This window comes from Micromonospora sp. C51, from assembly GCF_018070435.1.
In the GTDB taxonomy this organism is placed as follows: domain Bacteria; phylum Actinomycetota; class Actinomycetes; order Mycobacteriales; family Micromonosporaceae; genus Micromonospora; species Micromonospora sediminimaris.
The window spans coordinates 1-26,857 of record NZ_JAGPXQ010000042.1 but is presented as its reverse complement, the minus strand read 5'-3'; the positions used below and the strand labels follow the sequence as shown (position 1 = coordinate 26,857).

General features: G+C 72.1%; 20 protein-coding genes, 1 tRNA gene and 1 CRISPR repeat array. Of the genes, 6 read left to right on the top strand and 15 right to left on the bottom strand.

Translation table 11 applies throughout. The features are described from left to right. Positions 1–36: 36 nt before the first annotated feature. The 12 genes from KBX50_RS27460 to KBX50_RS33445 form a co-directional block, all read right to left on the bottom strand. Positions 37–1,116, bottom strand: a complete 1,080-nt coding sequence (locus KBX50_RS27460) for a M23 family metallopeptidase (protein ID WP_210940612.1) — start codon at positions 1,114–1,116, stop codon at positions 37–39. Next, on the bottom strand, positions 1,109–1,633 hold the full coding sequence (locus KBX50_RS27455; protein WP_210940610.1) for a hypothetical protein: 525 nt from the start codon (positions 1,631–1,633) through the stop codon (positions 1,109–1,111). The genes KBX50_RS27460 and KBX50_RS27455 overlap by 8 nt, the downstream gene beginning before the upstream one ends. Then, entirely contained in the window at positions 1,618–1,947 is a 330-nt protein-coding gene (locus KBX50_RS27450) for a hypothetical protein (RefSeq protein ID WP_247674539.1), read from the bottom strand. Before KBX50_RS27450 ends, KBX50_RS27455 begins: the two co-directional genes overlap by 16 nt. Next, positions 1,848–2,105 (bottom strand): hypothetical protein, encoded by a 258-nt coding sequence (locus tag KBX50_RS27445; protein ID WP_210940609.1) that lies wholly within the window; start codon positions 2,103–2,105, stop codon positions 1,848–1,850. Before KBX50_RS27445 ends, KBX50_RS27450 begins: the two co-directional genes overlap by 100 nt. Then, positions 2,102–2,707, bottom strand: a complete 606-nt coding sequence (locus KBX50_RS27440) for a hypothetical protein (protein WP_210940608.1) — start codon at positions 2,705–2,707, stop codon at positions 2,102–2,104. The genes KBX50_RS27445 and KBX50_RS27440 overlap by 4 nt, the downstream gene beginning before the upstream one ends. Beyond that, positions 2,707–4,557, bottom strand: a complete 1,851-nt coding sequence (locus tag KBX50_RS27435; RefSeq protein ID WP_247674538.1) for a type IV secretory system conjugative DNA transfer family protein — start codon at positions 4,555–4,557, stop codon at positions 2,707–2,709. Before KBX50_RS27435 ends, KBX50_RS27440 begins: the two co-directional genes overlap by 1 nt. Beyond that, positions 4,557–6,110, bottom strand: coding sequence for a hypothetical protein (locus KBX50_RS27430; protein ID WP_307871092.1), 1,554 nt, complete (start codon positions 6,108–6,110; stop codon positions 4,557–4,559). The genes KBX50_RS27435 and KBX50_RS27430 overlap by 1 nt, the downstream gene beginning before the upstream one ends. Further along, positions 6,107–7,597, bottom strand: coding sequence for an SCO6880 family protein (locus KBX50_RS27425; RefSeq protein ID WP_210940607.1), 1,491 nt, complete (start codon positions 7,595–7,597; stop codon positions 6,107–6,109). The genes KBX50_RS27430 and KBX50_RS27425 overlap by 4 nt, the downstream gene beginning before the upstream one ends. A 17-nt stretch (positions 7,598–7,614) precedes the next feature. Beyond that, a complete protein-coding gene (locus KBX50_RS27420; RefSeq protein ID WP_210940606.1) occupies positions 7,615–9,369 on the bottom strand; it encodes a hypothetical protein in 1,755 nt (584 codons plus the stop codon). A 149-nt stretch (positions 9,370–9,518) separates the two neighbouring features. Further along, positions 9,519–10,211: a hypothetical protein gene (locus KBX50_RS27415; protein WP_210940605.1), complete on the bottom strand. Its 693-nt coding sequence runs from the start codon at positions 10,209–10,211 to the stop codon at positions 9,519–9,521. A gap of 11 nt (positions 10,212–10,222) precedes the next feature. Continuing rightward, positions 10,223–10,438 (bottom strand): hypothetical protein, encoded by a 216-nt coding sequence (locus KBX50_RS33050; protein WP_247674537.1) that lies wholly within the window; start codon positions 10,436–10,438, stop codon positions 10,223–10,225. Between the two features lie 149 nt (positions 10,439–10,587). Next, a complete protein-coding gene (locus KBX50_RS33445; protein ID WP_210940602.1) occupies positions 10,588–11,658 on the bottom strand; it encodes a hypothetical protein in 1,071 nt (356 codons plus the stop codon). Between the two features lie 328 nt (positions 11,659–11,986). On the opposite strand from KBX50_RS33445, the gene KBX50_RS27400 reads away from it, so the two are divergent. After that, positions 11,987–12,433, top strand: a complete 447-nt coding sequence (locus KBX50_RS27400) for a hypothetical protein (protein ID WP_210940600.1) — start codon at positions 11,987–11,989, stop codon at positions 12,431–12,433. A gap of 442 nt (positions 12,434–12,875) precedes the next feature. Continuing rightward, positions 12,876–14,306: direct repeats of the CRISPR family, unit length 29 nt; unit sequence CTGCTCCCCGCGCACGCGGGGGTGATCCC. A 388-nt stretch (positions 14,307–14,694) separates the two neighbouring features. Here KBX50_RS27400 and KBX50_RS27395 read toward each other — a convergent pair. The 3 genes from KBX50_RS27395 to KBX50_RS27385 form a co-directional block, all read right to left on the bottom strand. After that, positions 14,695–15,708 (bottom strand): tyrosine-type recombinase/integrase, encoded by a 1,014-nt coding sequence (locus KBX50_RS27395; protein ID WP_307871091.1) that lies wholly within the window; start codon positions 15,706–15,708, stop codon positions 14,695–14,697. Beyond that, the gene (locus tag KBX50_RS27390) at positions 15,705–16,193 is read right to left on the bottom strand and encodes a hypothetical protein (protein WP_247674536.1); all 489 of its coding nucleotides are present in this window, start codon (positions 16,191–16,193) and stop codon (positions 15,705–15,707) included. The genes KBX50_RS27395 and KBX50_RS27390 overlap by 4 nt, the downstream gene beginning before the upstream one ends. A 104-nt stretch (positions 16,194–16,297) precedes the next feature. After that, positions 16,298–16,381, bottom strand: a tRNA-Leu gene (locus KBX50_RS27385). 215 nt (positions 16,382–16,596) lie between these two features. Here KBX50_RS27385 and KBX50_RS33040 point away from each other — a divergent pair. The 5 genes from KBX50_RS33040 (at position 16,597) to KBX50_RS27355 (ending at position 26,732) form a co-directional block, all read left to right on the top strand. Next, positions 16,597–19,320, top strand: coding sequence for a tetratricopeptide repeat protein (locus tag KBX50_RS33040; RefSeq protein ID WP_307871090.1), 2,724 nt, complete (start codon positions 16,597–16,599; stop codon positions 19,318–19,320). 206 nt (positions 19,321–19,526) lie between these two features. Further along, positions 19,527–22,148, top strand: coding sequence for a fibronectin type III domain-containing protein (locus tag KBX50_RS27370; RefSeq protein WP_210940598.1), 2,622 nt, complete (start codon positions 19,527–19,529; stop codon positions 22,146–22,148). Between the two features lie 25 nt (positions 22,149–22,173). Then, the gene (locus KBX50_RS27365; RefSeq protein WP_204002867.1) at positions 22,174–23,169 is read left to right on the top strand and encodes a MoxR family ATPase; all 996 of its coding nucleotides are present in this window, start codon (positions 22,174–22,176) and stop codon (positions 23,167–23,169) included. Between the two features lie 15 nt (positions 23,170–23,184). Continuing rightward, positions 23,185–24,417, top strand: coding sequence for a DUF58 domain-containing protein (locus tag KBX50_RS27360; protein WP_210940596.1), 1,233 nt, complete (start codon positions 23,185–23,187; stop codon positions 24,415–24,417). Continuing rightward, positions 24,411–26,732, top strand: a complete 2,322-nt coding sequence (locus KBX50_RS27355) for a transglutaminaseTgpA domain-containing protein (RefSeq protein ID WP_307871089.1) — start codon at positions 24,411–24,413, stop codon at positions 26,730–26,732. Before KBX50_RS27360 ends, KBX50_RS27355 begins: the two co-directional genes overlap by 7 nt. Positions 26,733–26,857: the final 125 nt, after the last annotated feature.

Here is a 26,857-nt window from a genome sequence, read left to right as displayed (position 1 = left end):
TGATGCTGGTTATGCGCTGGGTGTGCTGCGGTGACATCACCTGCCTTCCAGGGGCGCGCCTCGGGCGCTCATGAATGGCTGCGGGTCGACGGAGTTGGCGTTGTTCAGGTCGCACCGCGACCCGGTGCAAACGCCCTCGTGGGTCTGGAAGTGCAGGTGCGGGCCGGACGACCGGCCGCTGCTGCCGACCTCACCGATCGGTTGGCCCGCCTGCACCGTGTCCCCGTCGGCGACGGCGGGACGTCGGATGAGGTGGCAGTATCGGGTTCCGAATTCGCCCGGGTGCACGAGGTCGACGTACCAGCCGCATCCGCGTGTGCGAGGGCTGCCGTCGATGTTGCAGTTGCCGGTGCTCGGGTCGCAGCCGGCCCACACGACGGTGCCGGCCGAGGCGGCACGAATGACCGTGTTGCGGGGTGCGGCCATGTCCACGCCCGCGTGCAGCCGTCCGCTCCGCGGCCCGTAGCCGCTGCCGACCGCAGCCTGTAACGGCACCGTCCACCCGGACGCGGCAACCCGAGCGGACTCCGGACAGCTGGTCAGGCTCGCCCCGGGCAGGTCACCGATCGTGGCGACGCCAGCGACCGCGGTGACGACCTGCTCGGCGTCGTGTTCGAACTCCCCATACCGGTCAGGGAAGGCAGACACCTGGACCCGCTGAGCGGCGACAGTCAACGGCAGCTGCTGCCAACCGTCGATCCGCTCTAACTTGTCGTAGAACCTTGTGGACGCGTACACCGGGTCGAGGATTTGAGCGGGAGTTCCCCAGCCCTGGCTGGGCCGCTGCTGAAACAATCCGAGGCTGTCGCGGTCGCCGCCGGGCAGGTTCCGAAGGCTCGATTCGACCATCGCGGTGGCCACGGCGATAACCCAGCCGCGCGGCAGCATCTGCCGGTCGTGGCCCACCTCGACGATGATGGCGGCGTTGCCCACCTGCTCGGCGTTCCACCGCCCCACCGACCCGGATGTAACGCCGGTCGAGGTTGCGGTGGGCGGGCCGGGCGGGTGGCATGCGCCGTCGGCCGGGGCGGAGGTCACCACGACCGCGACCGGCAGTCCGCATAGCAGCAGCGCGGCGGCGACCGCCAGGCCGAGCCCCACCCGGCTGCTACCCACGACCGGTCTCCCCGGGTGCGGGGGCGATCGTGGCGACCAGCCACCGGGTTCCTTCCCGCACCACGGCTACCCGCAGCGGCCCGGCGTTGGTGGGCACATCGACGTCCGCCCGGCCGTCGATCGCCGTGGCGACGCGGGCGGCACCGGTGACGCGGCGGGCCGGGACGTTGGCTGGGTCGACCGTGGCGAGCAGGTCCGCGTACGCGGCGACGGCGAGGGGCCGCAGGTCCGCCAGCCACCGCTCGGCCGGCAGGTGCGGTCGTGCCCAGGCCCGCACGAACCGCGTCGCGGCGTGCACCGCCGCCGGATCCGGACGCGCTGTCGCAGTGGATCCGACCCCGTCCGGGTCGGCCGGCAGCCCCGACGCTTGCGCCGTTGGCCCGCTGCTGGTGGTGGCCGCAGGCGGGGTGTGGGTGGGCGGCCCTGCCGGTGACGGGGCCGGGGTGGGTGTGCCGCAGGCGGCCAGGAGCAGACTGGCCGCCGCAGTGGTCGCCCGTGCGCTTATCCGCTGGTCCATGGCAGTTCCCGCGATAACGCCGGTGGCGTGGTGGCGGCCAGGGCGGTGTTGAGGTGCTGGCCCAGCAGCCGGAGTTGGTGGTGCACGTCGACCAGCTCGCCTCGGGCGTCGGTGCCGGGCCGGCGTGCGGCGGTGTCGATGAGGGCGTCGATGTCGTGACGGAGTTGCTCCAGGTTGTCGACGACCCGGTGGGAGACGTCGAGCGGGCGGGCGGTCAGTCGTCGACGGCGCGGTGGTACCGGCCGTCGAGGTGCCCGTCGCTGGCCCAGTCGAGTTCGGTCTCCCGCCGCGCCATCTCGTCGATGTCCGTCCATTGCTGTCTCTCCCTTGTCTCGTCGCGCCAGTCGTTGCGGGTGTCATGGATGCCGGCGATGAAGGCGTCGAGTCGGGTAATCCCGTCGCGCAGCCCGGTGATCGCCGTTTCGAATCGCTGCCAGTCCCACACGTTGGTGATCTCTGCCGGGTGGCTCATCGGCTGCCCCCTGTGGCCGGGGCCGGCCCGCTGGTGGCCGGCCGTGCGGTGATGTCGTCGCTGACCGCCCGGTCGGCGGCCTCGTCGGGGAAGGAGTCCGCCCAGACGGTGTCCGGGTTGGTCGGGGTGTGCTGGCCGTGGCGGCAGCGGGTGTGGTCCCACTGCTGCCACCGCTGCTGGGCGCGGTGCAGCGCCTCGTGCCACCGCAGCGGAGCGTCCGGGTCGGCTTTGCGGGAGTAGGCGTGGTGCCAGGCCACGCAGAGCGCGGTCAGCTCCTCCACCAGCGCCGGGTGGGCCGGCCAGCACGGGCCGAGGTCCTGGGCCAGGCCGTATCGGTCGACCAGCCACCGCGTCCAGTCGGTCAGCCACGCCCACAACTCGGTGGCGGCGTCGCGGTCAAGCTCCCGCCAGCAGTGCTGTGCCGGTATCCAGCCAGCCGGGTTGTCGAGGGTGTCGACGCGGTCGACCAGCGCGACGTGCGCTTGGGCGAGGTGCTCCACCGATCCGCGCAGGGAGTCGATGAGTTCGGCCAGCTCGACGGTGGCCCGCTGCTGCGCGGACGCGTCTTCGGGCAGGTCGAAGGTGAATGTTCGCTGCGACATCAGCAAGCCCTTTCCAGGCGGGCGGTGAACGCGGCCTGCGCGGTATGGAAGCGGTCGGCGTCCGGGCGCTGCCACCAGGCCGGCTGCACGACCTCGACCGGCGGCATGTTGCCCAGCAGCACCAGCGCGTGCCCGGTGGGCAGCGTGCGCAGTTCGGCCAGGTCGATCAGGTTCTCGCGCCGGGTGTTCTCCTGCACGCTGGCCCGGCCCCCGCCCCAGCTCGCCGCCGAGGTCAGCTCCTGCACCTGCCCCAGCAGCGACTGAGCGTCCTTGAGGGCGTTGACGTCGTGGGTGCCGCCCATGACGAACCGGGCGTTAGCGCCGTCGCGTAGCGCCTGGCCACCGTCGCGTCCCCACTGCTGTTCCAACTGGTGGGTGTTCTGGCAGGCGATCGACACCGCGATTCCGGAGCCGCCGCCTTCGGATGCCAGCGCGGGGAGCGACGGCAGTGGCGCGATGTTGGTGATCTCGTCACCGATCAGGTACAGGCACGGTTCGACCCGGCCGCCGGGCGCGGTGAACGACGCTTGCAGGGTGCGGTAGATGATGTCCTCGGCGATGGCCGCGAACAGCGGCGCGATCAGCGACTGCCCGCTGCGGGTGCCGACGAGGTAGAGGGTGCCGGACTCGGTCAGCCACTGCTCCGGCTGGAACTGCTGCCCGCGCGGTGGGGAACAGGCGTGCAGGATCCGCGGATTGCTGAACGGATCCAGCGCGCCGAACACCACCGACTGAATGGCGTCGCGGCTACGGCCGGTGGATTCGCGGTGAAAGGCCAGCCGGTCGGCCCACACGGTCTGCCCGTGGTGGCGCAGGATCCGCTCCGCACGCGGGTCGACCGGGTTGGCCGCCCAGCTCGCGACGTCGATCATCGTCGCCCGCTCGTCCAGGGCGGCGGCGTGCAGCAGCCCGCGGATGATCGACGCCGCCTGATCCTGGAAATACTGCCCGTTCTCGACGTTGCCCTTCAGGCCGGCGCCGGCGGCGAAACCCTTGGCCCGCAAGGCGGCGACGTCCTGGTCGTCGGCACCTTCGATCGGCGACCACCGCAGCCGTGGCACCCCGCGCACCTGCCCCTGCGGCTCGAAGATCCACGTCGGGCCGATCTGCGCGCGCAGGTCGTAGGTGACGGCGGCGACATCCAGCCGGGTCGAGGTGGAGATCACCGCCCCACGGGCGTCAGCGACACGCGGGATGATGTAGCGGGAGGTCTTGTTGGCGAACCGGGCCGCCCCGGCGAGCAGTTCGGTGTACTCGTTGGCCAGGTACAGCGGCTCGTCGGTGAGCGCGTGCTTGCCGAGGAACCGGCCCACCTCCAGCGGATCCGTCCGGCGCCGCTGCTTGTCGGCCACGACGGCGGGGCTGTCGGCCTCCCGGACGGTCAGGCCCGGCCGCAGCACATCGACCCGCCGCAGCACCGCCGCAGCGGTCACCACCCGCTCCAGATCCTTACGGCCGGCGAACCCCCGCCGACGGACCCGACGCCGCGCGAATCGCAGCGCCGGCACGCCGACGCCGGCGACGACGCCGCACAGCAGGATCAGCCACAGCCCGTACAGCACCGACGTCGGCGGCAGGACGTCGCGGGCGGCTGGCGGCCACGCCGCCGCCGGGTCGCCCAAGGTGGTGACCAGGCGCAGGGCGATGCGCGGGACGTCGGAGGGGCTGCTGTCGGGCCATCGCCGGTGGGTGATCAGCCCACCGAGCTGCCCGGCCAGCCACAGCGTGCCCGAGCACAGCAGCATCAGCAGGCCAGTCAGGCCCAGCAGGGTCAGCCGGGCGGTGATGTCGGCGCGTGCTATCCCGCGGCGGGGCAGTCGATGCCCCGGGGACATGATCGACCGGGCCATCACCGCACCTCCCCTGTGGCGGCCGGCTCGACGGCCGACGCTGTCTGGTCCGCAGGCGTGGGTGGCTGGCGCATCCGGCTGTCGGTGTCCACCAACTCCCGCTCTACCGCCGAGATCTGGTGTTTGACCACGTAGGACCGCAGTCCGATTTTCCACAGCCCGATACCGCGTCGAAGGTGCGCCAGCAGATCGGTCTCGACATCGGTGGTGCCCAGGAACTCGCGGGCCGCCTCCAGCGAGCCGACGGCCTGCCGGTACGACACCCGCACGCCGGTGTCCTCGATAAGCCCTCGGGCGATGCGGACCTGCTCGGAGTCGGCGCTGCCGCTGGCGGCAAGGTCACTGAACCGGTGGAACGCCAGGATGTTCGCGGTGCCGAGGGCGCGGGCGAGTTTCAGCTGCTCCCGCATCCGGCGGATCAGGCCCAGATGCCGGGCGATCAACGCGAACTCGTCGTACAGGCACACCCGCGGCGGGGCGTCTGGGCGGGTCAGCTCCGCCTCCAGCCACGACTGGGCGCAGGTCATCGCCATCGCCGTCATCGCGTCCGACGCCCGGACCGCCCGCAGGTCGAGGATCGCGCCCGGCTGGTCGAAGTCCACCGACAGACCCGCAGCGTCCGGCGCGTCGAAGATCCCACCGAGCACCCCGGTGATCAGCCGTTCCCACGCCAGCCGCACCCGCCGGCTGTCCACCACGAACTGCGCCACCGGGTAATGCACCCCGACCAAACGGTGCGCCCACCGATCCGGGTCGCCCATCGCGCCCAGGACCCGCGACAGGTTCGGCACCGCCATCCGCTCGGGGCTGGTGCCGTCGTCGCTGCGGGTCACCGCGTCGAGGGCGTATTCGACCAGCGAGCGTTCCGCCTCGCTCAGCGGCCCACCGAGCTGGATCTCCAGCAGTCCCTCCACCAGCAACAACCGGCGGGCCCGCTGCACCTGCAACCACTGCGCCTCACTCTGCCCAGGCAGGCGACGGATCCCGGCCAGCGGATTCATCACCACCCCGCCGCCGGGACCGACCCGCACCGGACGGATGCCGGTGGCGGCGGCCAGGCCGTCGTACTCGCCCTTGACGTCGGTGATGTAGTAGCGGGTGCCGAACACGACACCCCGGAACGCGATGGTCTTCAGAAGCGACGACTTTCCGCTGCCGATCTCCCCGGTGACCACGGCGTTGGGGGCGCTGAGCACCCCCGCCCGGTACAGCTCATGGATCGAGAAGACGAACCCGGACCGCGAGTACACCTCCTGCCCGATCAGCGGCCCATCGACACCCAACCCCGGGTCGGCGACGAACGGGTACACCGAGCACAACTGCGCGCTCGTGGTCACCAGCGGCGGCAACGCCTGCCGCCAGTACACCCGCCCCGCCGCCTGGCCGAACGCGCCCCGCCGATCAGCCGCGGGCGGGCCGAGCAGCCGATCCGACAACCGCGCCACTTGCCGCTGCTCATGTCCCAGCGCGGCCTGCGCCGCCGCGACATCTCGCCGCGCGGATGCGTCGGCCAGGCGCTGCGACCACGCCCCTTCCCTGCGCACCCGGCTCACGCGAGCCACCCCCGCAACGGTTTGAGTCCGCGCGCCAGCGGCAACGCACCCGCCACGAAGCCCTGGTCCTGCTCGCCGTAGAGCACGACCGCCTGGCAGCCGGTACGGGCCAGCACCCGCCGGATCGTCCGCACGTCGTGCCGCAACTGCTCCTCACTCGGGGCGGTGACGGTCACGAGGATCGCGTACCGGTAGCGGACATGCCCGGCGGCCTGCTCCCGGTCGATCTGCTCGACCGCGCGGGCCTCCTCGTCCTCACGGGCGGTGCGCACCAGCCGCATCCGCTGCTTGGTCAGCGCGTCACCGGCACGGGCGACCTTGTCCCGACGCGTCGCCAGCGCGGCGAGCTGCGCCGGCACCGGCTCCGTCACCAGGCTCACGGTGCGGCGTCCGACCGTGCGGGTGAACAGCGCCGTCAGCCACGTCGCCGGCACCGGCTGGCGGGGCATGTCATACACCCACAGCGTCTGCGAGACCCCGGAGTCGTGCCGGTAGGTCGACCAGCCCACCGTCTCGGCGGCCACCGGACCGGCCGTGTACGGGGCGATCACGGGCTCCGGCCCGGCCCGCATGTCGATGAACGGCTGATCCTGCGGATCGAACTGGGTCCGCAGCACCGACGTGTACACCCTCGGGCTCAACCAGCCGGCGGTGTCGATGCCGACCTCCCGCACCGCCGCCTCGATCCCGACAAGCTTGTCCAACACCACCGTGGCGACAGCGGCGTCGCTGCCCCCGGCGTCGCTGATCTCCGCCGACAGTTTCCGCAGGTCGAACACGGCCACGAGGTAGACCTCGTGCCGCTGAGTGGACGGCGCCGCCGCGGCGGTCAACTCCGCCAACGACCGGTAGGCGGCCGTGTCGGTGGGCACCGCCCGCTGGGCGAGATACCGCTGCGCCGACGTGGCGGTGTCCGGCACCGCCCGCGCCATCAGCGACCAGCGGACCAGCCCGGCGTCGGCGTACTCGGTGCCGAGCAGGTTGAGCACATCAGCCCACCCGGTGAGCCGCTGCTGCTGCACCGATGTGTCCGCCAACACCAGGTTGCTGCCCGCGCACGACAGGGCCGCCGTCACGGTGCGTTCGCGCCGGTGGTGCAGCAACCCGATCTCAGTCAACCCGTCGGCGGCGACCGCGGGCAGCCACCGGTAGCCGGCCGCCGGACCCGGCAGGTGCAGATGTGGCACCGGCCCGTCAGCGAACGGGCCACCCCGGAAGCGGTCCTGCCGGGCAGTCCGCTGCACCGCCGCGCCGACGACGATCGGCACCCACTCGGTGACCCGCCTCCCCCGCAACCGCAACAGCCCCACCGTGACCAGCAGGATCGCCGCCAGCAGCATCCCGACAGCGGGCCCCGGGCGGCCGGCGGCGTACAGGTTCGCCGCGACGACGAGACTGATCACCCCGGCGACGACCGTGCCGATCTGCCCCCAGCTGAACCCGAGCACCGAGCCGCGCGTCGAGCGCGGCGGAAACTGAAATTGCATCCCCCGTGTCCTCTCGCCTACAGCGGCACGATCGGAATCTCCGCCGCCGCCCCACCAGCGGCGGCTGCTCCACCCGCTGCCCCGCCCGCAGCAGGACCGGCAGGCGCCGGACCCTCGGTCGGCGTCGGCCCGGGCCTGCCCGGACTGTCACATGTAGACGAGCCGTCCTGCGGTAGGCCGCCGCCCGGCGATCCGGACTGCCCGCCGCCGACGCCGGGCACGACGGGCAGCGCCCCCTGCTGACCAGTCGGATCGCCAGGCACGGTGAGCTGCCCCCGCGACACGTCGCCCTGCGCAGTACGGGAATCACGTTCGACGCCGTCAGCCTCCTGCGCGTTCTCCCCGCCCTGGCCACCGTCCGGCCCGTCGGACTCGCGGCCCGGCTCGCCGACCTGGCCGGCGTCCTGCCCGTCCAGCGGCTGCAACGCCTCCGACCGGGCCGCGCCATGTCCGATCGACTGGATGCCCGGCGTGGTGGGGATGGCATCGGCGTTACCGCGCATCACCGCCGCCGCGTCATCCCCACCACCGGCCGGATTCGTCAGCCGCTGCGCGGCGGCGTCGAGCCCCACCGCGCTGACGGCCGACATCGCGAACCCCCGGGCGTCGATGTCGGCGAGATAGCCGTCCCACATGCTCATCAGCCGCAGCAGAATCCACGGCGCGATCACCATCAGCACGATGATGAACAGCCCCCGCAGCACATTGATCACATGATCGGACTCGTAGCTGCTACGCGTGCCGTAGATCCAGAACGCGGCGATGAAGAACTTCGACGAGGCGAGGGCGTTGCAGGTCCAGAACCACTTCCGCCCCCACCCCCGGGTTTCCTGCATCACCTGACCGGTCATCGCCATCGCCCCCACCACCGCCGCGCCGGCAGCCAGCAGCGACCGGAACAGCAGCATCAGGAACACCAACACCAGCCCGAACACCCCGACGACCGCCACCAGGAAGGCGAACAGCACCGTGCCCGTGTCCGCGGTCAGCGCGTTGAGCGCCTCCACCCACATGCTCGGCTGCCAGTCCCGCTGCTGGTTGCGGCGAATCAACGCCACCGTGGCCTCATCCCACGCCGCCATCAGCAGAAACGCGATCCCACCGGCGAACGCGATGCCGAACATCGCCCGCACCAGACCACCCAACGACGACAACGGCCCCGGTCCGTGCAGCCGCAACCCGTTGATCGCCGTCGAGACGACGAAGAACAGCAACACCACGATGATCAACACGCCGGAGATGTCGTTGTAGACGCCGTAGAACGGCTCGTCGGCCACCACGGAGGTCTCGGCGAACACCAGCGTCGCGAGTTTGCCCAACGCCCACGCGAAACCCGCCACCGCGATGTCCGCCAAACCCTCAAAGCCGGACCGTGCGACACCCCTGACCTGCTCACCCACCTGGCAGGCGACATCGACGGCACCGCACGCACTCGCCCGCAGCGACGAGAAGCCGGCGATCACGTCGCGCAGCGCCTCGCAGCGGGACTGCTTCGCCGACCAGCGGCCGGCGTTCGCCGGATCCTCACCCGCCCCGTCACCGAACCGTTCGCACCGCACCGGCACAGCACCGGGCGGAGGCAGCCGGTCGTCGAGCACCGAGACCACACCGTCGGGCGGCGGGGACTGCACCGTCAACGACACCGCGTCGCAGTGCTCCTGATCCACCGCGCTGGCCGCCTTACCGCAGTCGGTCAGCCAGCCGGTCCCGGCCCGCCACCGCACCCACGGCAGACACCAGTTCACCTGCGGATTCACGTCTTCCCCGGTCACCGGCCGCTCCACCGACGGGATAGGGCACGACTCCGAGAGCGGCGACGGCGCAGGCGTGGGCGCCGCAACGGCGCCGCCCGGCGCGACCACGACGGCCAGGAACCCCAAGACAACGGCCAGGACCAGCCGAACGGTGGCGCGCATGACCGTCACACCGTCCCCGGCACCCACGACTGGACGCTCAGCACATCGACCAACGGCCGCATGTCACGAGGTCCGCCGTCGCGCTGTGTCCCGCGCAGATCCGGCGGCGGCACCGGCAACGGCCGCCGGGCGGCGACGATCCGCCACCGGCCCTCCGCCCACCGCATCCGCACCGCTTGGACGTACCAGCCGCCTGCCAAACCCCCCTCCGGGTCGACGCCACCGCCACCGATCGCGGCGCCGCTGAGCGCGCACACCAGCAGCTGCGCCTCGACCTCAACCCTCTCGGGCAGGACCGCGTCAGGATCCTCATTCGGCACCCACACCCGGGCCACCACCGTCTGCACGATCGTGGCGCCGTTGCCCGGCGTCTGTACCTCCCCGACCACCTCGGCCGTCGACGCACCCTCGGCCACCACCTCCGCGACCACCGCCTGCCGCTCCACGGAAGACCGGGTAGCAGCAACCGACAGGCTCACCACGTACGCCGCGGCGGCGTCACCACCGCCCCGGGCGGTACCGGCAAAGCCGACCGGCACCCCACCGACGACCCGCACACCAGGCGGAGCTGGTTGCACCGCCGGTGCGGGTGCGCTGAGCCGTCCCACAGCGAACGCCACGACGACCACCGCCACGACCGGCACCACCAGCCGCGACCGCGAGTGGCCAGCAGTGGACTTGAACTTCGTCCCGCGCATACCCGGCCTCCTCAGATCTCCAGGAGGAGGAAGCTGATGATGGTCGTCACCGAGCCGATCACGATCGCGACGAGCCCGGCCTTCCACATCATTGACTTGCCGCGATCGGAAATGATGTGCGCGCCGAAGATCGGACCCACCCCGAACGCGATCGCGCCCGCCGCCAGCCCCGCCACCGCAGCCACCACCCCGAGGAACAGCGACGCGTTGACCAGGCTGTAGAACAAGTCAGCTCGCGGAACAGCCCCAGGGTCAGGGCTGATCCGACCGAAGTCGAACCCCCCACCGCTCGGCGTCGGTGTCGGCTCCGGTGCCGCCAACACCCCGACCGCTGTCGGCGCCTGCACTGCGAGCGCCGCTGCCATCCATCGCAGCATCACGATTCCCTCCCCCCGTCGGTCGCCGCCTCATCAGCGGCATCTGGCGGATCAAGCTCCGCCGGACAGCGATCCACGATCGCCGCGGCGACCTCGACCAACGCCGAACGCGCGGCCTTGCTCACGGACCTCGGATCGAGCGCCTGCGGACGGGCCAACGCCGGGTCATACGGCACCCGCACCAGATGCGCTGCCGCCTGTCCCGCCAGCTGCTGCACCGCCCGCACCTCACGAGCCACCGACGGCGCGGCAGCCATGACCACCACCACCGCCCGGTCCACCGTCTCGTGCAGACCCACCGCTTTCATGTGCGCCAGCAGCCGCATCGTGTGCTGCAACGAATCCACCGTCGCCCTGCTCACCAGAACCGGCACGGTCGCCCACGCCAACGCACGCCACACCGGCGCGACCGCCGCCGGAGAAAGATCAAGCAGGGCCAGGGTGTAGACCGACCGCAGGTGCCCGACAACCCCGAACAACTCCGGCCACGACGGCGGACGCCGCTGACTGGTCATCACGCTCTCGCCCACCAGAACACGCAGGCCCGTGGGACCAAGCTGCGTGAACCGCTCCACCACCGGCGGCCTGGTCAGCGCGTCCCCGGCACACACGGCATCCCACACCGTCGCCGCGCTACGCCGCGGCACCCGATGCTCCAGACCGCCCCACGCCCGCAAGTTCGCGTCGACCGCGACCACCGGCCCCGGCACCGCCAACGCCAGCACACCCCCCACGGCGGCGGTCAATGTCGACCGGCCAACCCCACCATCGGCCGAAGACACACTGACCAACCGGCAGCCCGGCTGTAATCCCGCAGCGCGCAGCCACAACGACTCCACACGGGAGCCAGATCCGAATTCACGCGGAATCTCCGGCGCCTCCGACCGCTGCGCCCTCCACCACGGACTTTCAGATTGCAAAAACACCGGCGGTTCCTCGGTGACCGACGGAGCCGGCAACAGGGCACGACTCGCCCTTTCTGGCTGTCCCGCCTCGCGGACCCGGGACGCCGTAATCGGCATTCCGGGATCCGCGAGGCAGTCGGGCCCGCGGTTCGATGCGATCAGCATTACGCCTCCTTCGAAGCGCGTCGCGGCAGCACTGACCAGCGCCGACGTCACGTCGACGCGGGTCGGTCCCCCGTCACTGTCACGACCTGAACGCCGAGCATCGCGAGCAGGCCCTTGCGGCAGCGGCACCCGCACGCCGGCCACCGCTGCCGCAGCGGACCAGAACCCATCTGGCTAGCGATAGCCCGATCCGCTACTCTCCAACCAACCGCAGTTCCGTTAGACCACAACCGCAGTTGCCGAAGCACTGAGAGCTAAGCACGACCCGCCGAGAGGCGTCAACTACAGATTGGAATAGAGACAACTGTAGTTGCAGTTGGGGGACGCCATGACACCATCGAACGACACCCCGCCCACCGAGGCAGCCGGGCAGAACCTGCTTCAATCCAGACTGCGCGAGCTCTTCCAGAACGCGCCCCCAGGACGAGGCCCCTACACCGAAGCCGAAGTCGCCCGAGCCCTCACCGCAGCAGGCGACCGCATCACTGCCGAAGGCATCAGAAGCCTCCTACGCTCACCCAACCCCAACCCGAAGGCCAGAACCCTTCAAGCCCTGGCCAGGTTCTTCGGCGTACCCGCCGGATACCTGCTCGGCGACCAAGAAACCCTCGAAGGACAAAGCCGCGACGTACGCGTCATGGCCCGCTCCATCACCAAACTCTCCCCCGCCTCACAAGCAGGACTAGCCGAAATCATCGACAACCTCCTACGCGTCGAGGAAGCAGCACGCACCGGCGAGAGCCAGCATCGTCCTCCAGCCAGCGATCAACCGTGAGACCACTCCGGCCCACCATGCTCGTGGACAGGTCGCTCATCCAGGGGCCTTTCCGCTCCCCACCCAGTTAAGGAGGCCCATCTCGTCGACCCCAGCCATCGGCACCACAAACCCAAAAACTCGCGCCACAAGCGGCGACGAGTGGTCCACTGCCAGTGACCGAACGGCTCGGCAAGCTGCCGGGAGCATCGCGTCACATCCTGATTGGAACCGATGGAGCAGGACGGGGCGACGGCCAGGAGCGGCGACCGAAACGTGATCGTCTTCAAGCGAGTGTGAAGCGCCGCCTCCCTTCGTCCCCATGATCGCCCGGTATGCTGCTTTCCAGCTGCACGTCAACGGCTACCCGCTCCCTTGCAACGCCAGTATGGAAGGGGCGATCTTGCGAACCAAAGCGAATGAAATCGAAGCAGTTGATCTATAGCGATGCAGGTCAAGAAGTCTGCTCCCCGCGCACGCGGGGGTGATCCCGATCAGAAAACACACTCGACTAATGCGATCGGCTGCTCCCCGCGCACGCGGGGGTGATCCTACTCGTTCGATGACTACCGAGGACTCCCCAACCTGCTCCCCGCGCACGCGGGGGTGATCCCGCGAGGTACCCTCACGATGGCGAAGTCCACTCCTGCTCCCCGCGCACGCGGGGGTGATCCCGTGAACGTACACGAGTATGTGATTTATTATCCCTGCTCCCCGCGCACGCGGGGGTGATCCCAGGGCGGCCACCAGCAGCACCTTGCCGACTCCCTGCTCCCCGCGCACGCGGGGGTGATCCCGCGGCGTCGGCTTCCGGGTCCACCTCGACGGCCTGCTCCCCGCGCACGCGGGGGTGATCCCGTGGGCGGCCGTCTTGTCCCGGTAGTCGCCGTCTGCTCCCCGCGCACGCGGGGGTGATCCCCGCTGGGGCTCGGCTACACCGCCTCCAACACCCTGCTCCCCGCGCACGCGGGGGTGATCCCTCCGCCTGCTGCTTGCGCATGGCCTTGCTGATCTGCTCCCCGCGCACGCGGGGGTGATCCTGTCCGTCCAGCCGTACCCGAACAGGGCGAGGACTGCTCCCCGCGCACGCGGGGGTGATCCCGACGGACGTCGCCGCGATCCGGCCCTGCGTCCCTGCTCCCCGCGCACGCGGGGGTGATCCCCGGTCGCGAACACGATCCGGGGCGGCCCGGGGCTGCTCCCCGCGCACGCGGGGGTGATCCCAGCAGGGCCGTATTGCCGCGCTGGTGGCCGGCCTGCTCCCCGCGCACGCGGGGGTGATCCCTGGCGGACTCAGAAGCGGGGACCTCGGTCGTCCTGCTCCCCGCGCACGCGGGGGTGATCCCCGGATGGGTCCTCGGGCCCGGTTGCAGGTGCTCTGCTCCCCGCGCACGCGGGGGTGATCCCCGCTCGGCCACGTCATCGGGCGTGTAGCCGTCCTACTCCCCGCGCACGCGGGGGTGATCCTGCGCAGCTCGCGCGCGGCTTCGGCCTCACGGACTGCTCCCCGCGCACGCGGGGGTGATCCCTCCCGCGCCACCGCGTTGAAGACCGCCGGTGGCTGCTCCCCGCGCACGCGGGGGTGATCCCGGGACGACAGGCTGCGGGCCTCGCCTTCCCCCTGCTCCCCGCGCACGCGGGGGTGATCCCTCGGCCACCTGCTGCCGGTCCCGGTCGTACGCCTGCTCCCCGCGCACGCGGGGCTGGTCCGGAGCAGCTCATCCCCTCCAACCCGGCCACCGACTCCTCCCCGCGCACGCGGGGGTGATCCCGCCGACGGGCCCGTCATCGCGTACATGGTCGACTGCTCCCCGCGCACGCGGGGGTGTTCCGAGGTGCATCATCGCGCCCTGATGTCCGCCGGCCTGCTTCCCGCATACGCGGGGTGATCCCAGCGATGGCGCTGTTCAGAGAGTCTCGGCGACTGCTCCCCGCGCACGCCCGCAAACGGAACACCGCAATGGGTGTCTGTTGTGGTCGCGCTCGGGATGGTCCCGCAACGGAGTCGACGATCATGCCTATGAGCAGGATGAGAGCCTGCCGACGCCGCACCGGCGCGAGCGTCCCGGCGCCCGGGCCGTAGCGATGACCAGACTGCAGAGCATCTCAGCGCAATGGAGGGCGCAGCCTGCACAAACGACCGCCGGCCTCACCGCCTCGATGCGCCGACCCACACAAACCCGCGCCGTCGCCGAACACGCCGAAGGTTCGCATCGACCAGACGCGTCGCGGCGGTTGGTCCGAACCCGTGCGTCCAGACCAACCGCCGTCCGTGTGATCCGTCAGGCGAGTGGATGTGGCTCGTTGGTCATTGCCGCCAAGGCGCGTGCGACCTCCTGCAGCGTGGCGCGGACATACGTGGCGGTGGTGCCGGCGCTGCTGCCGCTGTCCGAATGCCCGGCGTACTCGCGGGCCACCGCGTAGCCGAAGTTCCGCTCCACCCACGTCAACGTGGTGTGCCGCAACCAGTGCGTACTGATCTGCTGCACATATACCCACGGCAGATGCTCCCCGACACGCACCCACAGATGGTCATAGCGCCGCCGGGTGATCGGCCGCCCATCGCGATACCGCAACAACTGTCCCGCAGGCGGAGCATGCCGATTCTCGGCGTGCCGTTGCAGGTGCCGCATCAGCGTCGGCGACACCGGCTGCCACCGCGCCGTGTCGCCTTTCTCCCGCAGCAGGATCAGGCACTGCTCCGGATCCAGATCCACCGGCCGCAACGCCAACGCCCCACCCCGTCGGCACGCCGTCTCCGTATGCAGCCGAAGCAGCAGACCGTCCAACACCGGATCATCCCCGGTACGGGCCGCAACCTCATTGATCTCCGCAAGCCGGCTGTCCGCCACAGCCCGCCGGGTACTTGGCAGGCGACGCGGCTTGGCCACCTTCGCCGCCGGATCATCCGCCGCCGCGATGAACCCGTCCGCCACCGCCCGCTTGTACAGGCACCGCAACGCCGCGATCAGATGCTCCACCGCGCTACGCCCACCCCGCGCGTTGCGTCGGGCCACCACATGGGCCTTTACATACTCGCCGAGCTGCTCGATCTCCGACGGCGTCGGCTCATCAAGCCGACGCCGCCCCCACTGCTCGACCACCCGCTTCCAGTACGAACCGTACGCCCGCCGCGTGCCGGCGCTGACCGCCGCCGACACCAGCGGCACATACTCCGCGAACGTCGGCGCCAGCGGACGACTCGTCGGTGCTTCGACAAGATCCGCCGCCGAGATGCCCATCCGCGCCAACAACATTCGCGCCGCGTCCAGTTCCGCCTGGCTCGCACCACTCACGACACACCACCACCCAGCACAGTGGCGTGGGCCTGGCCGACGATCGCGTCCAACGCCGCCACCGGACACACCACCAGCAGCCCCACCGCCGGATCCGCCACCAGTAGGAGACGATCACCCGCAGCGATTCCGCACCAGTGCCGCACCGCCGCAGGAAGCCGCACATACCCCTGACCGGTCAGCCCGAAGCAACCCTGGCCGTCAGCCCGCACCACGATGAACCCGGCGCACTCCCGAATATCCAACCGGGTAGCCGGCCCCCACCCGAGAGCACGGACCACCGCCCGATCCCGCAACCGACCGCTGCCCTCCAACACGGCCATCCCGTACACCCGGGTACACCGACGAGGCTCCGGCAACGACGACAACGGCAACGGGCCACGACGCAACCCGCCACCCGACGACCGCTCGACCGACCGGCCGGAGTCGGACAGGATCACCGGCGGGACCACCAGACCCAACGAGGCGTCAACCACGGCCGCCACCACCCGGAACCACACAGGCAGGGACCGTCAACGAGAAGAGATTCGCGTGGTCAAGCATGCTTGACCACCAACACGTAAAGCTGGGCGCAAACGCCGCGTTTTTGTGTCCGAGGGGGGACTTGAACCCCCACGCCCTATACGGGCACTAGCACCTCAAGCTAGCGCGTCTGCCATTCCGCCACCCGGACCTGCCTGCCCAGCCTACCGCGTCAGCCTCGGTGATCCCATCAACCGTAGGCCGCCCGGTGGGCTGCACGGGGAGTTACTGTACACGGCACAGGTGGATCATGCACATCGGCATCGGGCCACGTCCGGCACTGGTCGCGAGGTCCGGTAGCGGCCCCCTCGGCAGGTGTGTGCGCCGGGTAGCGTCGAGGTGCCCGTACCCGGCAGCATGGGCCTCGTGCCCCATGCCTCTCCCCTGGCCGTCGCTCAGCAACGGGCCCTCGCGCTGCGTGGTGCGGGTAACCTCGCCGCCGCCCGTGACCTGCTGGCCGATGCGGTCGAGTCCACTCGGCCGCCGTTCAGCAAAGATCATCCGGACGTGCTCAGCACCGCTCATCTGCTGGCCAGGTTGCATCGGGAGGCGGACGATCCGAGCGCGGCCCGGCGGGTGCTGGAGGAGGCGTTCGCCGCCGGGGAGCGCCGTTGGCCGCATGCCGATCCGCTGATGCTGGCGTTGGCCTTCGAGCTGGCGTCCGTCGCGGACGAGTTGGGCAATCGCCACGAGGCGCGCCGCAACTACACCCGCGTGGCCGCCGCCGGCCCCGCCGTGCTCGGTGCCGACCATCCGGCGGTACGCATGGCACGGGAGTACCTCGGCGACGCCGCTCCCGCCCCTCAGCCCGCTGTCCCGACCGCATCTCAGCCTGGTCCGGCGAGTCCGCCGAGCCGGGGAGCGTTGGACGAACCGACGGTCTCCCTGGCCGTGCTCTCCACGCTGTGGAAGCCGCACGAGGCGTCGACGGCAGCACCGGCGCGTCCCGCCTCCCCTTCGGCGTCACCACCTGCCGGCGACCATCCCACTTCCGGCGGCCCTGGAGCGGCGACCGTCCCTCCCGTGTCCGTTGCACCACTCGGGGCCGCCGTACCGGCGCCACCGGTCATTCCCGCCGCACCGCAGATCTCGGCCGAGCCGGGGCGGCCCGCCCCGCCACCGATCCCGCCGTTGTCCACCGTGCCCCCCACCGCGGCGCCGCAGATCCCACCACCCCCCACAGCGGCTCCGCAGGGTCCGCCGCCGCCGACCGCCGCGCCGCAGATCCCGCCAACCCCCACCGCCGCGCCGCAGATCCCGCCACCCCCCACAGCGGCTCCGCAGGGTCCGCCGCCGCCGACCGTCGCGCCGCAGATTCCGCCGCCTCCGACCGTCGCGCCGCCAACCGTGGTGCCGCATGTTCCGCGGCCCACTTCACCAACATCCGTTGCGCCGCCTGGCCCACCGCGCGTACCGCCGTCGGTGGTGCCACCGTCAGTCACGGCACCGGCTGCCTCGCCGCAGGTTCCCACGCCGCCCGGCGTTTCTGCGCCGCCGGTGGTACCGCAGGCCCGGACGGCTTTTCATGATCAGTCAGCCCGCCCGGTCGCGACTCCGGTCGACCGGGCCCGATCGGCTGAGGTGTCACCCGCCCCGGTGGTTTCGCCTGCCGCCGTGACCGGGCCGGCAAGCGGGGTGCCGGCCCCGTCGTCGCCGGCTCCGTCACACACCGCACCGTCGGTCCCGCCGTCCAGCCCGTCTCCGACCGGCCCGGCTCCGCGCCAGCTGATCGAGGACGAGGAACCGACCGGCGTACTGCGGCGCTCCCCCGCCGCCGGCGACGCGGCATCGGCGGGCGTCGGCCCTGCCTCGACCGGGCATCCCGAGTGGGCCCGGCCCACCATCCGGGTGCAGCAGATCGGGCCCCTGCTGGAGGAGGAAGCGGCCCGGGCCGGCCGTACGCCTGAGCCTCCGGTACCGGCTGATGGTATGCCCGCTCCGGTGAGCGCGTCCCCGGCCTGGTCATCGGCGGTCTTCGAACCGCCACCCGAGGGGCAGCCGGTCAGCGCCCCACCGGCCTCGGCCTGGTCGGTCAGCGCGCCGCCGGCGCCGGAGCAGCCCGCTGCGGCGGCCTGGAGCCAGGCCCAACCGATCAGCGCGCCACCCGTCAGCGCGCCACCGATCAGCGCGCCACCCGTGAGCGCGCCACCGGGTCCTCCCCCCGTGCCTCCGCAGGGCACCCCACTGGTCAGCGCGACGGCCGGCCCGCACGACCTGACCGCACCGTTACCGCAACCCGGCCCGAACAGCGCACCACCCGGCTGGGCAGCGCCGACCAGCGGACCACCCGGCTACCCACCGCCGACCGGTGGACCGTCTGGGTACGCACCGCCGATCAGCGGAGCGCCCATCAGCGGGCCGGGCGGCTACCCGGCGACCGGCGGAGCCGCCCACCCCGTACCTCCGCCGTACGGGCTGGTGAGCGGTGGCGGCTCGGCCGAGGGCCCGGGTGGCGGAGCCAACCCGTACGGACCCGGGGTCGGTGTGCAGCAGCACGACCCCCGGCTGGCGGGCCCGGGTGGTGGAGCCCAGCCGCCCGGCTCACCGGGTGCGCCGCCGCCCTATCCGGGGCCCGCTGCGCCGCCGGCCTGGGGTCCGTCCGGTGCTCAGGTTCCAGGGATCGCCGCGCCGTACCAGGGGCCGTTGGCGATGCCGACGGCGGAGCCGACGCCGGGTCGTAACCGGGTGGCGATCGGCGTGGCGGTGGCGGCGGTCCTGGTGGCCCTGGCCGCAGTGGTCGGGGTGGGTCTGTTGGTCCTGGATCGATGGGCCGCGCCTCCGTCGAGTCCTGAGTCGGCACCGACGTCGCCGCCGGGTTCGGTCGGCCCGCCTCCGGGGAATCTGACGATGCGCGACGACACCACGACGATCACGTTGACCTGGACCGACCCGTCGGACGGGCTGGTGCCGTTCATGGTCGCCGGTGGGCGGACCGGGCAGTCGCTGGGCATGATGGCCACGGTGGACCCGGGTCGGACCAGCTACACGGTCAACGGGTTGAGCACCCGGGTGAACTACTGCTTCGCGGTGCTCGCCGTCTACGACACCGACCAGTTCGCCACGTCCGACCAGGTGTGCACCTCGCGGTAGGCCGACCCGTCGGGCTGAAGGGCCCGACCGGTCCGGGACGGACAGTCGTGGCGGGACACGCCGACGACACGCCACGCTGGGTGTCCACAGCCGGACGGTGCGGGTTCCCGGGGTCCGCAGGGTGACCATATGATGGCTCCCGGCTCAGGGGAGGGGTCGCCGTACGGGGGCGCCACCTGCCGAGACGACACGGGAGGCTGCCGGCTGTGGCGAGCATCGACGAGGCCGTTCCGACCCGCACCCCACGATCCCGGTCCCGGGTACGCGGTGGTCTCGTCACCGTGGGTACGGTGGTGGCGCTGCTGGCGGCGATGGGGCTGACCGTGCTCGGTCTGGGTTCGGCGGACAACGCGGTGGCCAACTACGACGCGAGTTCATGGTTGTGGAGCGCGGCGCGCAGCGAGTTGGCGCGGGTCAACGGGGTGACCGCCCGGGTGGACACCCGCATGGAGGTGCCGGCGGCGCGGCGGCATCCCATGCAGGTGACGCAGACGGACCGGCTGCTGGTGCTGCGGGATCTGAACACGGGTCAGATCAGCGCGCTGGACCTGGCGACGTTGCAGATCACCGCGACCACGCCGACCATGCCCGGGCTCGGCGTGAGTGTGGCGTTGCACGAGGACGCCGCGTTCGTGGTGGACGCGGTCCAGGGTGTGGTGCGGCAGTTGGATCCGCGGTCGCTGGCCCCGGTGGGCGAGCCGGTGCGCTATCCGCCGGGGATCACCGGCGGCGCGTTCGACGGCGAGGGCCGTCTGTGGGTCGCGGTGCCGGCGGAGGGCACGGTCTCGGCGATCACCCCGGCGGTGCTGCCGTCGGAGGCGGCGGACTCGCCGGTGGGTTCGCCGCAGGTGGAGACGTACGACGTGGCGGAGGCCAGCCACGAGTTGGTGGTCTCCACGTTGGACGACGGTGTGGCGGTGCTGGACCGTACGGCCGGGACGCTGGTGACCGTCGTGGACGGTACGACCCGCCGCACGGCGTTGGCGTCGACGCTGACCGGGCCCGGCATCCTGCCGGTGCGTACCAGCGGGCCGGTGGTGCCGGTGACGGTGCCCGGGCAGCGGCAGGTGCACGCGATCGGCGACGGTGGCGAGGTGCGGTCGTTCACGGTGCCGGGCGACGGTGACCGGCTCGGCCCGGCGGTGGCCTGGGCCGGGCGGTTCTACTGCGCGGACGAGGCGGCGGGCACGGTGTACGCGTTCGACGCGACCGGCCAGCTGACCGACACGATCCGGGGCCGCTGGGGTGGCCCGCTGGAGTTGGAGGTGCGGGAGAACTACCTGTTCATCAACGCGCCGGACGCGGCGACCGCGCGGGTGGTCGACGACTCGCACCAGGTGCGGGAGGTCGACAAGTACGCCAACGACGTGCTCGGTGGTGATCCGCCGCCGGAGCCTCCGCCGCCACCTCCACCGCCGCCGAAGAAGCCTCAGGTGAGCAAGCCGGGTGCGCCGCGCAATGTGAGCGCGGCGGCCGGCGACGCACAGGCCAGGGTGAGTTGGCGGCCGGCGGCGGCCAACGGAGCCGAGATCATCCGGTACGTGGTGGAGGGTGCCGGGCAGCGGTTGGAGGTCGGCGCGAACCAGCGGTCGGTGGAGGTCACCGAGCTGACCAACGGTGAGACGTACCGCTTTTCGGTGCACGCGGTGAACGCGAAGGGCGCGGGGCCGGCTCGGAACAGCAACCCGGTGACGCCGACCGCGGACGTACCGGACGCGCCGACCGAGGTGACCGCCGAGGCACGGGCGGACGGCACGGTGGTGGTGAGCTGGCCGGAGGCGAACGGTCAGGGCAACACCATCGCCCGGTACGCGGTGTCGGCGACCTCTGCGGGCACGAACGCCCCGGTCGGTGAGGCGACCGGTACCGAGTTGGTGGTGAAGGCCGGCGAGTTGGAGTACGGCACGCAGTACGCGTTCACGGTGGTCTCGGTGAACGACAAGGGCGCGGCGTCGGAGGCGTCGCCGGTGAGCAACACGGTGGTGCCGTTCACGGTTCCCGGCGAGCCGCTGGATCTGCGGGCGAGCACGGTGGGCGACCAGCCGGGGACGGTGGCGGTGCAGTGGGCACCGGCGGTGGCCAATGGCCGGCCGGTGACCGGCTACGTGGTCGAGGTGGGTGACAAGCGCAGCGAGGTCACCGACACCCGGGCTACCGTGGGCGGGCTCGGCGACGGGCAGAACGTGACGGTGCGGGTCCGGGCTGTCAACGAGGCCGGCGAGGGCGCGCAGGCCACGACGACGGCGCGTACGGTGGCGGCACCCCGGGTGACGGTGACCGGTTCGTCGGCGACCGCGACGGCGGCGACGGTGACGTTCACCGTGGACGCTGGCGGCGGTCAGGCCAGTTGTACGCTGTCCCGGTCGGGTCAGCCGGCGAAGAGTGGCCCGTGTTCGAGCATCACGATGAGCGGGTTGGCCCCCGGCACCAGCTACACGTTCACGGTGACGGCGACCAACGCCGCCGGCAGCGGCACCGCCACCAGAGCGCAGCAGACCGACGCCCTGTTCGGCGTCGCCACCTGCGAGAACGGTCCCGACGGCGACCAGCGCACCTACTGTGACCGGGACCGCGACGGCCGCAACGGCAACGAGATCTTCTCGGTGCCCCGGCAGGACAACGACCGCCAGGTCGGCTGGGCGAAGCCCGGCACCCGGCTGAAGGCGTACTGCAAGGTGCGGGGCACGGACATCGACTCCTGGATCTACAACGACAACAAGCAGAGCACCTGGTGGGTGCAGGTCGAGTACGGCGGACGGAACTACATCCCGTGGGCCTGGCTCAACCTGGAGGGCGGGGACGACATCAACGTCCTGCCCACCTGCTGATCCACCCCAGGCGAGGAGCACCACCGTGAACAGCCAGGAACCGCTCACCCAGCAGGAGGTGCAGGGCTTCGCCGCCCTGGCCGCCCGGCTGGCCGAGAACGTGAACACGGTGGTGCTCGGCAAACCGCAGGTGGTGCGGCTGGCGTTGACCGCGTTGTTCGCCCAGGGGCACGTGTTGCTGGAGGACGTGCCCGGGGTGGGCAAGACGACCCTGGCCCGGGCCATCGCGGCGACGGTGAAGGGGCAGTGGCGGCGGATCCAGTTCACGCCGGACCTGCTGCCCTCCGACGTGTCCGGGGTGACCATCTTCAACCAGGCCACCCGGGGCTTCGAGTTCCACCCCGGCCCGGTCTTCGCCAACATCGTCATCGCCGACGAGATCAACCGGGCGTCGCCGAAGACGCAGTCGGCGCTGCTGGAGGTGATGGAGGAGCGGACGGTCACCGTGGACGGGGTGCGGCATCCGGTGCCGCAGCCGTTCCTGGTGGTGGCCACCCAGAACCCGGTGGAGATGGACGGCACGTACCGGCTGCCCGAGGCCCAGCTGGACCGGTTCCTGGTGAAGTTGTCGGTGGGATATCCGGACGAGTCGGTGGAGGTGGAGGTGCTGCGCGGGGCGACGGTCCGCTCTCCCGAGGCGCTCGCGGCGGTGACCGACACCGCCACCGTCGGCGAGATGGTCCGGATGGCCCGGCGGGTGCACATCGCCGAGCCGCTGTACGCGTACGCGGTGCGGCTGGCGGCGGCCACGCGCACCCATCCGCAGGTCCGGGTCGGGGTCAGTCCCCGTGGGGTGATCGCGTTGACCCGGGCGGCGTGCGCGTACGCGTTGATCGACGGCCGGGGCTGGATCATGCCGGAGGATCTGAAGACGCTCACCGAGCCGGTCTTCGCGCACCGGCTGCTGCTCACTCCCGACGCCCAGGTGCGCGGGGTGACCGCCGCCGACGTGCTGCGGCAGGCGGTCGCCTCGGTGCCGGTGCCGCTGCCGTCGGGCCAGCCGGCGCCGGCGCACCACTGACCGGCGAGGTCTGGCGTGGGGATCACCGCCCGGGGCATCGGTCTGCTTGTCGCGGCCGTGCTGCTGCTGGGAGCGGGTTTCCGGTTCGGGTACCCGGAGTTGACGTTGCTCGGCGCGGCGGCCGGCACCGCGCTGGCGGTCGCCCTGGTCGCCGCGGCCCGGCGGCCCCGGCTGCGGGTGTCCCGGCAGGCCGACCCGGATCGGGTGGCCCGGGGCGAGCCGGCCACGATGACGTTGACCGTAGGCAATGCGGGACGGGTGGGGGCGGCGAGCATGCTGGCCACCGACCGCTGCGGTGACCGGATGGTGCCGGTGCCGGTGCTGCGGCTGCGACCCGGCGCGGACACCACGGTCAGCTACCCGGTGCCGACGAGCCGACGCGGGGTGGTGCCGGTCGGGCCGTTGCGGGTGACCCGCCGCGACCCGCTCGGCCTGGTGGTGCTGGCCCGTTCCTACGGCGATGTGGTGCCGGTGTGGGTGTACCCGAGGATCCATCCGCTGCGGGCGGTGCCCACCGGCGCGGGACGCAGTCTCGACGGGCGCATCGACGCGGTGCCGCACGGTTCGATCACCTTCGACTCGTTGCGGGAGTACGTCGTCGGCGACGAGTTGCGTCGAGTCCACTGGCGCACCAGCGCCCGGGTGGGTGAGCTGATGGTGCGGGAGAACGTGGACACCAGCCTGCCTCGGATCGTGGTACTGCTCGACAACCGGTCCACCGCGCATCCGGAGCGGGTCGGCGGGGTGGCGGAGTCGTTCGAGTCGGCCTGTGAGGCAGCGGCGTCGGTGGTCACCGCGGCGGTCCGCGAGGACCTGCCGGTGGTACTGCTGTTCGTCGCCGCCGAGGAAACCTCCGCCGGATCGGGCGGTGCCGGGCCGGGCGACGGAGCCGGCCGGGGCGGGAACGCGGCGGGTGGGGCTGTCGGTGGCGACGGGTCGGGGACCGGTCCGAGTGGACCGCTGGATCGACTGGCGGCGGTGACGCTCACCGGCGAGGGCACGCTGGAGGCCGCGGCGGCACGGCTGCGTCGCGACCGGCTCGGCGACACCCTGGTCGTCCTCACCGGACCGGGAGCGACCGAGGATCTGGGGCAGGTCGGGGCGCTGCGCGGCGCGTACCCGTCGGTGGTGGTCGGGATCTTCGGGGCGGCGGAGCCGACGCCGCCGGGCGCGGCCGGCCTGGTCGTCGTCGACGCGGCCGACGGGGCGGCCTTCGCCGCCGAGTGGGACGGGGTACGCCGGTGGTGAGGCTGCTGCGGGCGGCGGCGGTGCCGGCGACGCTCGTCGTGCTGGTCACGCTGGCCGGGGTGGTGCTCGGCCGGGTGTACGCGGGATCGCTGCTGACGATGCTGGTGGCTGGCGCGGCGGTCGGGTCGGTGCTGGTCAGCGTGCTGACCCGGCGGCTGCCGTCCTGGCAGGTGGCACCGGTGTCGGTGCTGGCCATGCTCGGGTGGACGGCGGTCTGCCTGCGGGTGGCGGCCGCCGACGCGCAGGTGCCGGGCGGGTTCGTCGAGGTGGCCGGCGACGCCGCCGGCAACGCCATTCCCCGGCTGCTGACCGCGATGATTCCGGTGGAGGCGACGCCGGACACGATCCTGCTGCCGGTGGTCGCCGCCTGGCTGGCCGGGTTGGCCGGCGCGGAGGTGGCCCTGCGAGCCGGGCGGGTGCTGCTGGGCTACCTGCCGCCGGTGCTGCTGCACGCCGGCGCGGTATACGTGGTCGGACCGAACGCGGAGCCGGCGATCGGCGCGACCGTGGCGGTGGCGGCGGTGGCGGCGCTCGGGCTGGCGGTATCGTCCCGACCTGCGGACGGTGACCCCGCCGACGGGCTCGCCCCGGCGGTGCGGTCCGGGGTGCGGGCCCGGCTGGCGGTGGCCTCGGCCGCCGGTACGGCGGTGGTGGTGGCGCTGGCGGCGCTGCTCGGCCCGGCGGTGGCCGCCCTGGTGGAGACCCGGCCGGTGGATCCGCGGCGTTATGTGCAGCCGCCGCAGGTGGAGACGCTTGACGAGAACCCGCTGATCCGGATCTCCGGTTGGGCGTTGAATCCGGAGCAGGAACTGTTCCAGGTGGCGACCGACTCCCCCGGCGACCCCGGCCTGACAGAACCGACCGAGGGTGCGGCGACGGGCAGTGCCAGGGTCCGGATCCGGCTGGCCGTGCTCAGCGACTACGACGGGGTCACCTGGCGGGTGGGCGCGACCTACCGCAACGCCGGCCGAATTCTGCCGGCCGTCGAACCGGCGCCGTACGCCACCGTCGACACCGTCCGCCAGGAGATCACCGTCGGCGACCTCAGTGGACGGCTGCTGCCCGCGGTACCCACTCCACGTGAGGTCAGCGGCGCCCGGGTCGCCTACGACCCGGGTACCGGCACGTTGATCCGCCCCGACGGACTCACCCCTGGCCTGCGCTACACGGTGACCTCGGCCCGGGAGAGCCCCGACGCCAATCTGCTGGCCACCGCGAACACTCCGGCCGGGGACGCGGTGGCCCGGGTGCTGCACGTGCCCGACGGGGCACCGGAGCAGCTGCGGCGGCTCGCCGCCCAGCTGGCCGAGGAGAACGGCGCGCCGTACGCGCGGGCGGCGGCGATCGAGCAGTGGCTGGCCGAGCACTACCGGCTGGTCGCCGACGCGCCGAGTGGCCACGCCTACCCGAACCTGGCGTTCTTCCTGTTCGGGCCGCGCAATGGCGGTGGACAGCGCGGCACGTCCGAACAGTTCGCGGCGTCGTTCGCGGTGCTGGGCCGGCTCGCCGGGCTACCGACCCGGGTGGTGGTCGGGTTCGCCGCTCCCGGGTCGGGTCCGGTGCGGGCCGCCGACGCGTACGCCTGGCCGGAGGTGCTCTTCGACGGCCTGGGCTGGGTGGCGTTCGATCCGCTGCCCCGACCGGACGAGGAGCCCCGACCGGTGGAGGAGGACTTCCGTCCCCAGCCGGAGGACCCGCCCCCGTCGGAGCAGCCGGAGCCCACCCTGGAGCCGACCGCCTCGCCACCGGCGCAGGCCGCTCCCGGCGGGCCTGCGGACAGCGGGGGCGTACCGGTGCCGGTGCTGGTCGGCGGCACCGGCGGCGGTCTGCTGCTCGTCGTCGTGGCGCTGCTGGTCACCCTCGCCGGTCTGCGCCGGGCACAGACCCGGGCCCGGCTGCACCGGGGCGACCCCGGCCACCGCATCGCCGGCGCCTGGCGGGAGCTGACCGACACGCTGCGGTTGGCCGGCCGGCCGATCGCGCCCGACCTGTCCGCCACCGAGGTCGCCACCGTGGCACGGGAGGCACTGACCGAGGCGACCCGTCACGACGCCACTGCCACGGCCACTGCCACTGCCACTGCCACTGCCACCGAAGGTGACCGTCCGACGTCGACGGTGGCGCACCGTGCGGTGGACGACCTGGCCATGCTGATCAACCAGGTCGGCTTCGCACCCGGCATGGCCACCGCCGAGCAGGCCGGAGTCGCCGCCGACGCGGCCATCACATACCGCGCCACGTTGCGCGCCGCCCGCCCCCGCTGGCGTCGGCTCCTCTGGTCGGTGCACCCCGGCCCCCTACGCTGGCCCCGCTGACTCCGCCACCCCGCCGCCCCCTGCCGTGCCGATCATGCAGTTGTGGCACCTGACAAGGCGGACAATACGCACTTTTCCGGTGCCACAACTGCATGATCGACGTTGCGGGGGTGGGTGGGGGGTTG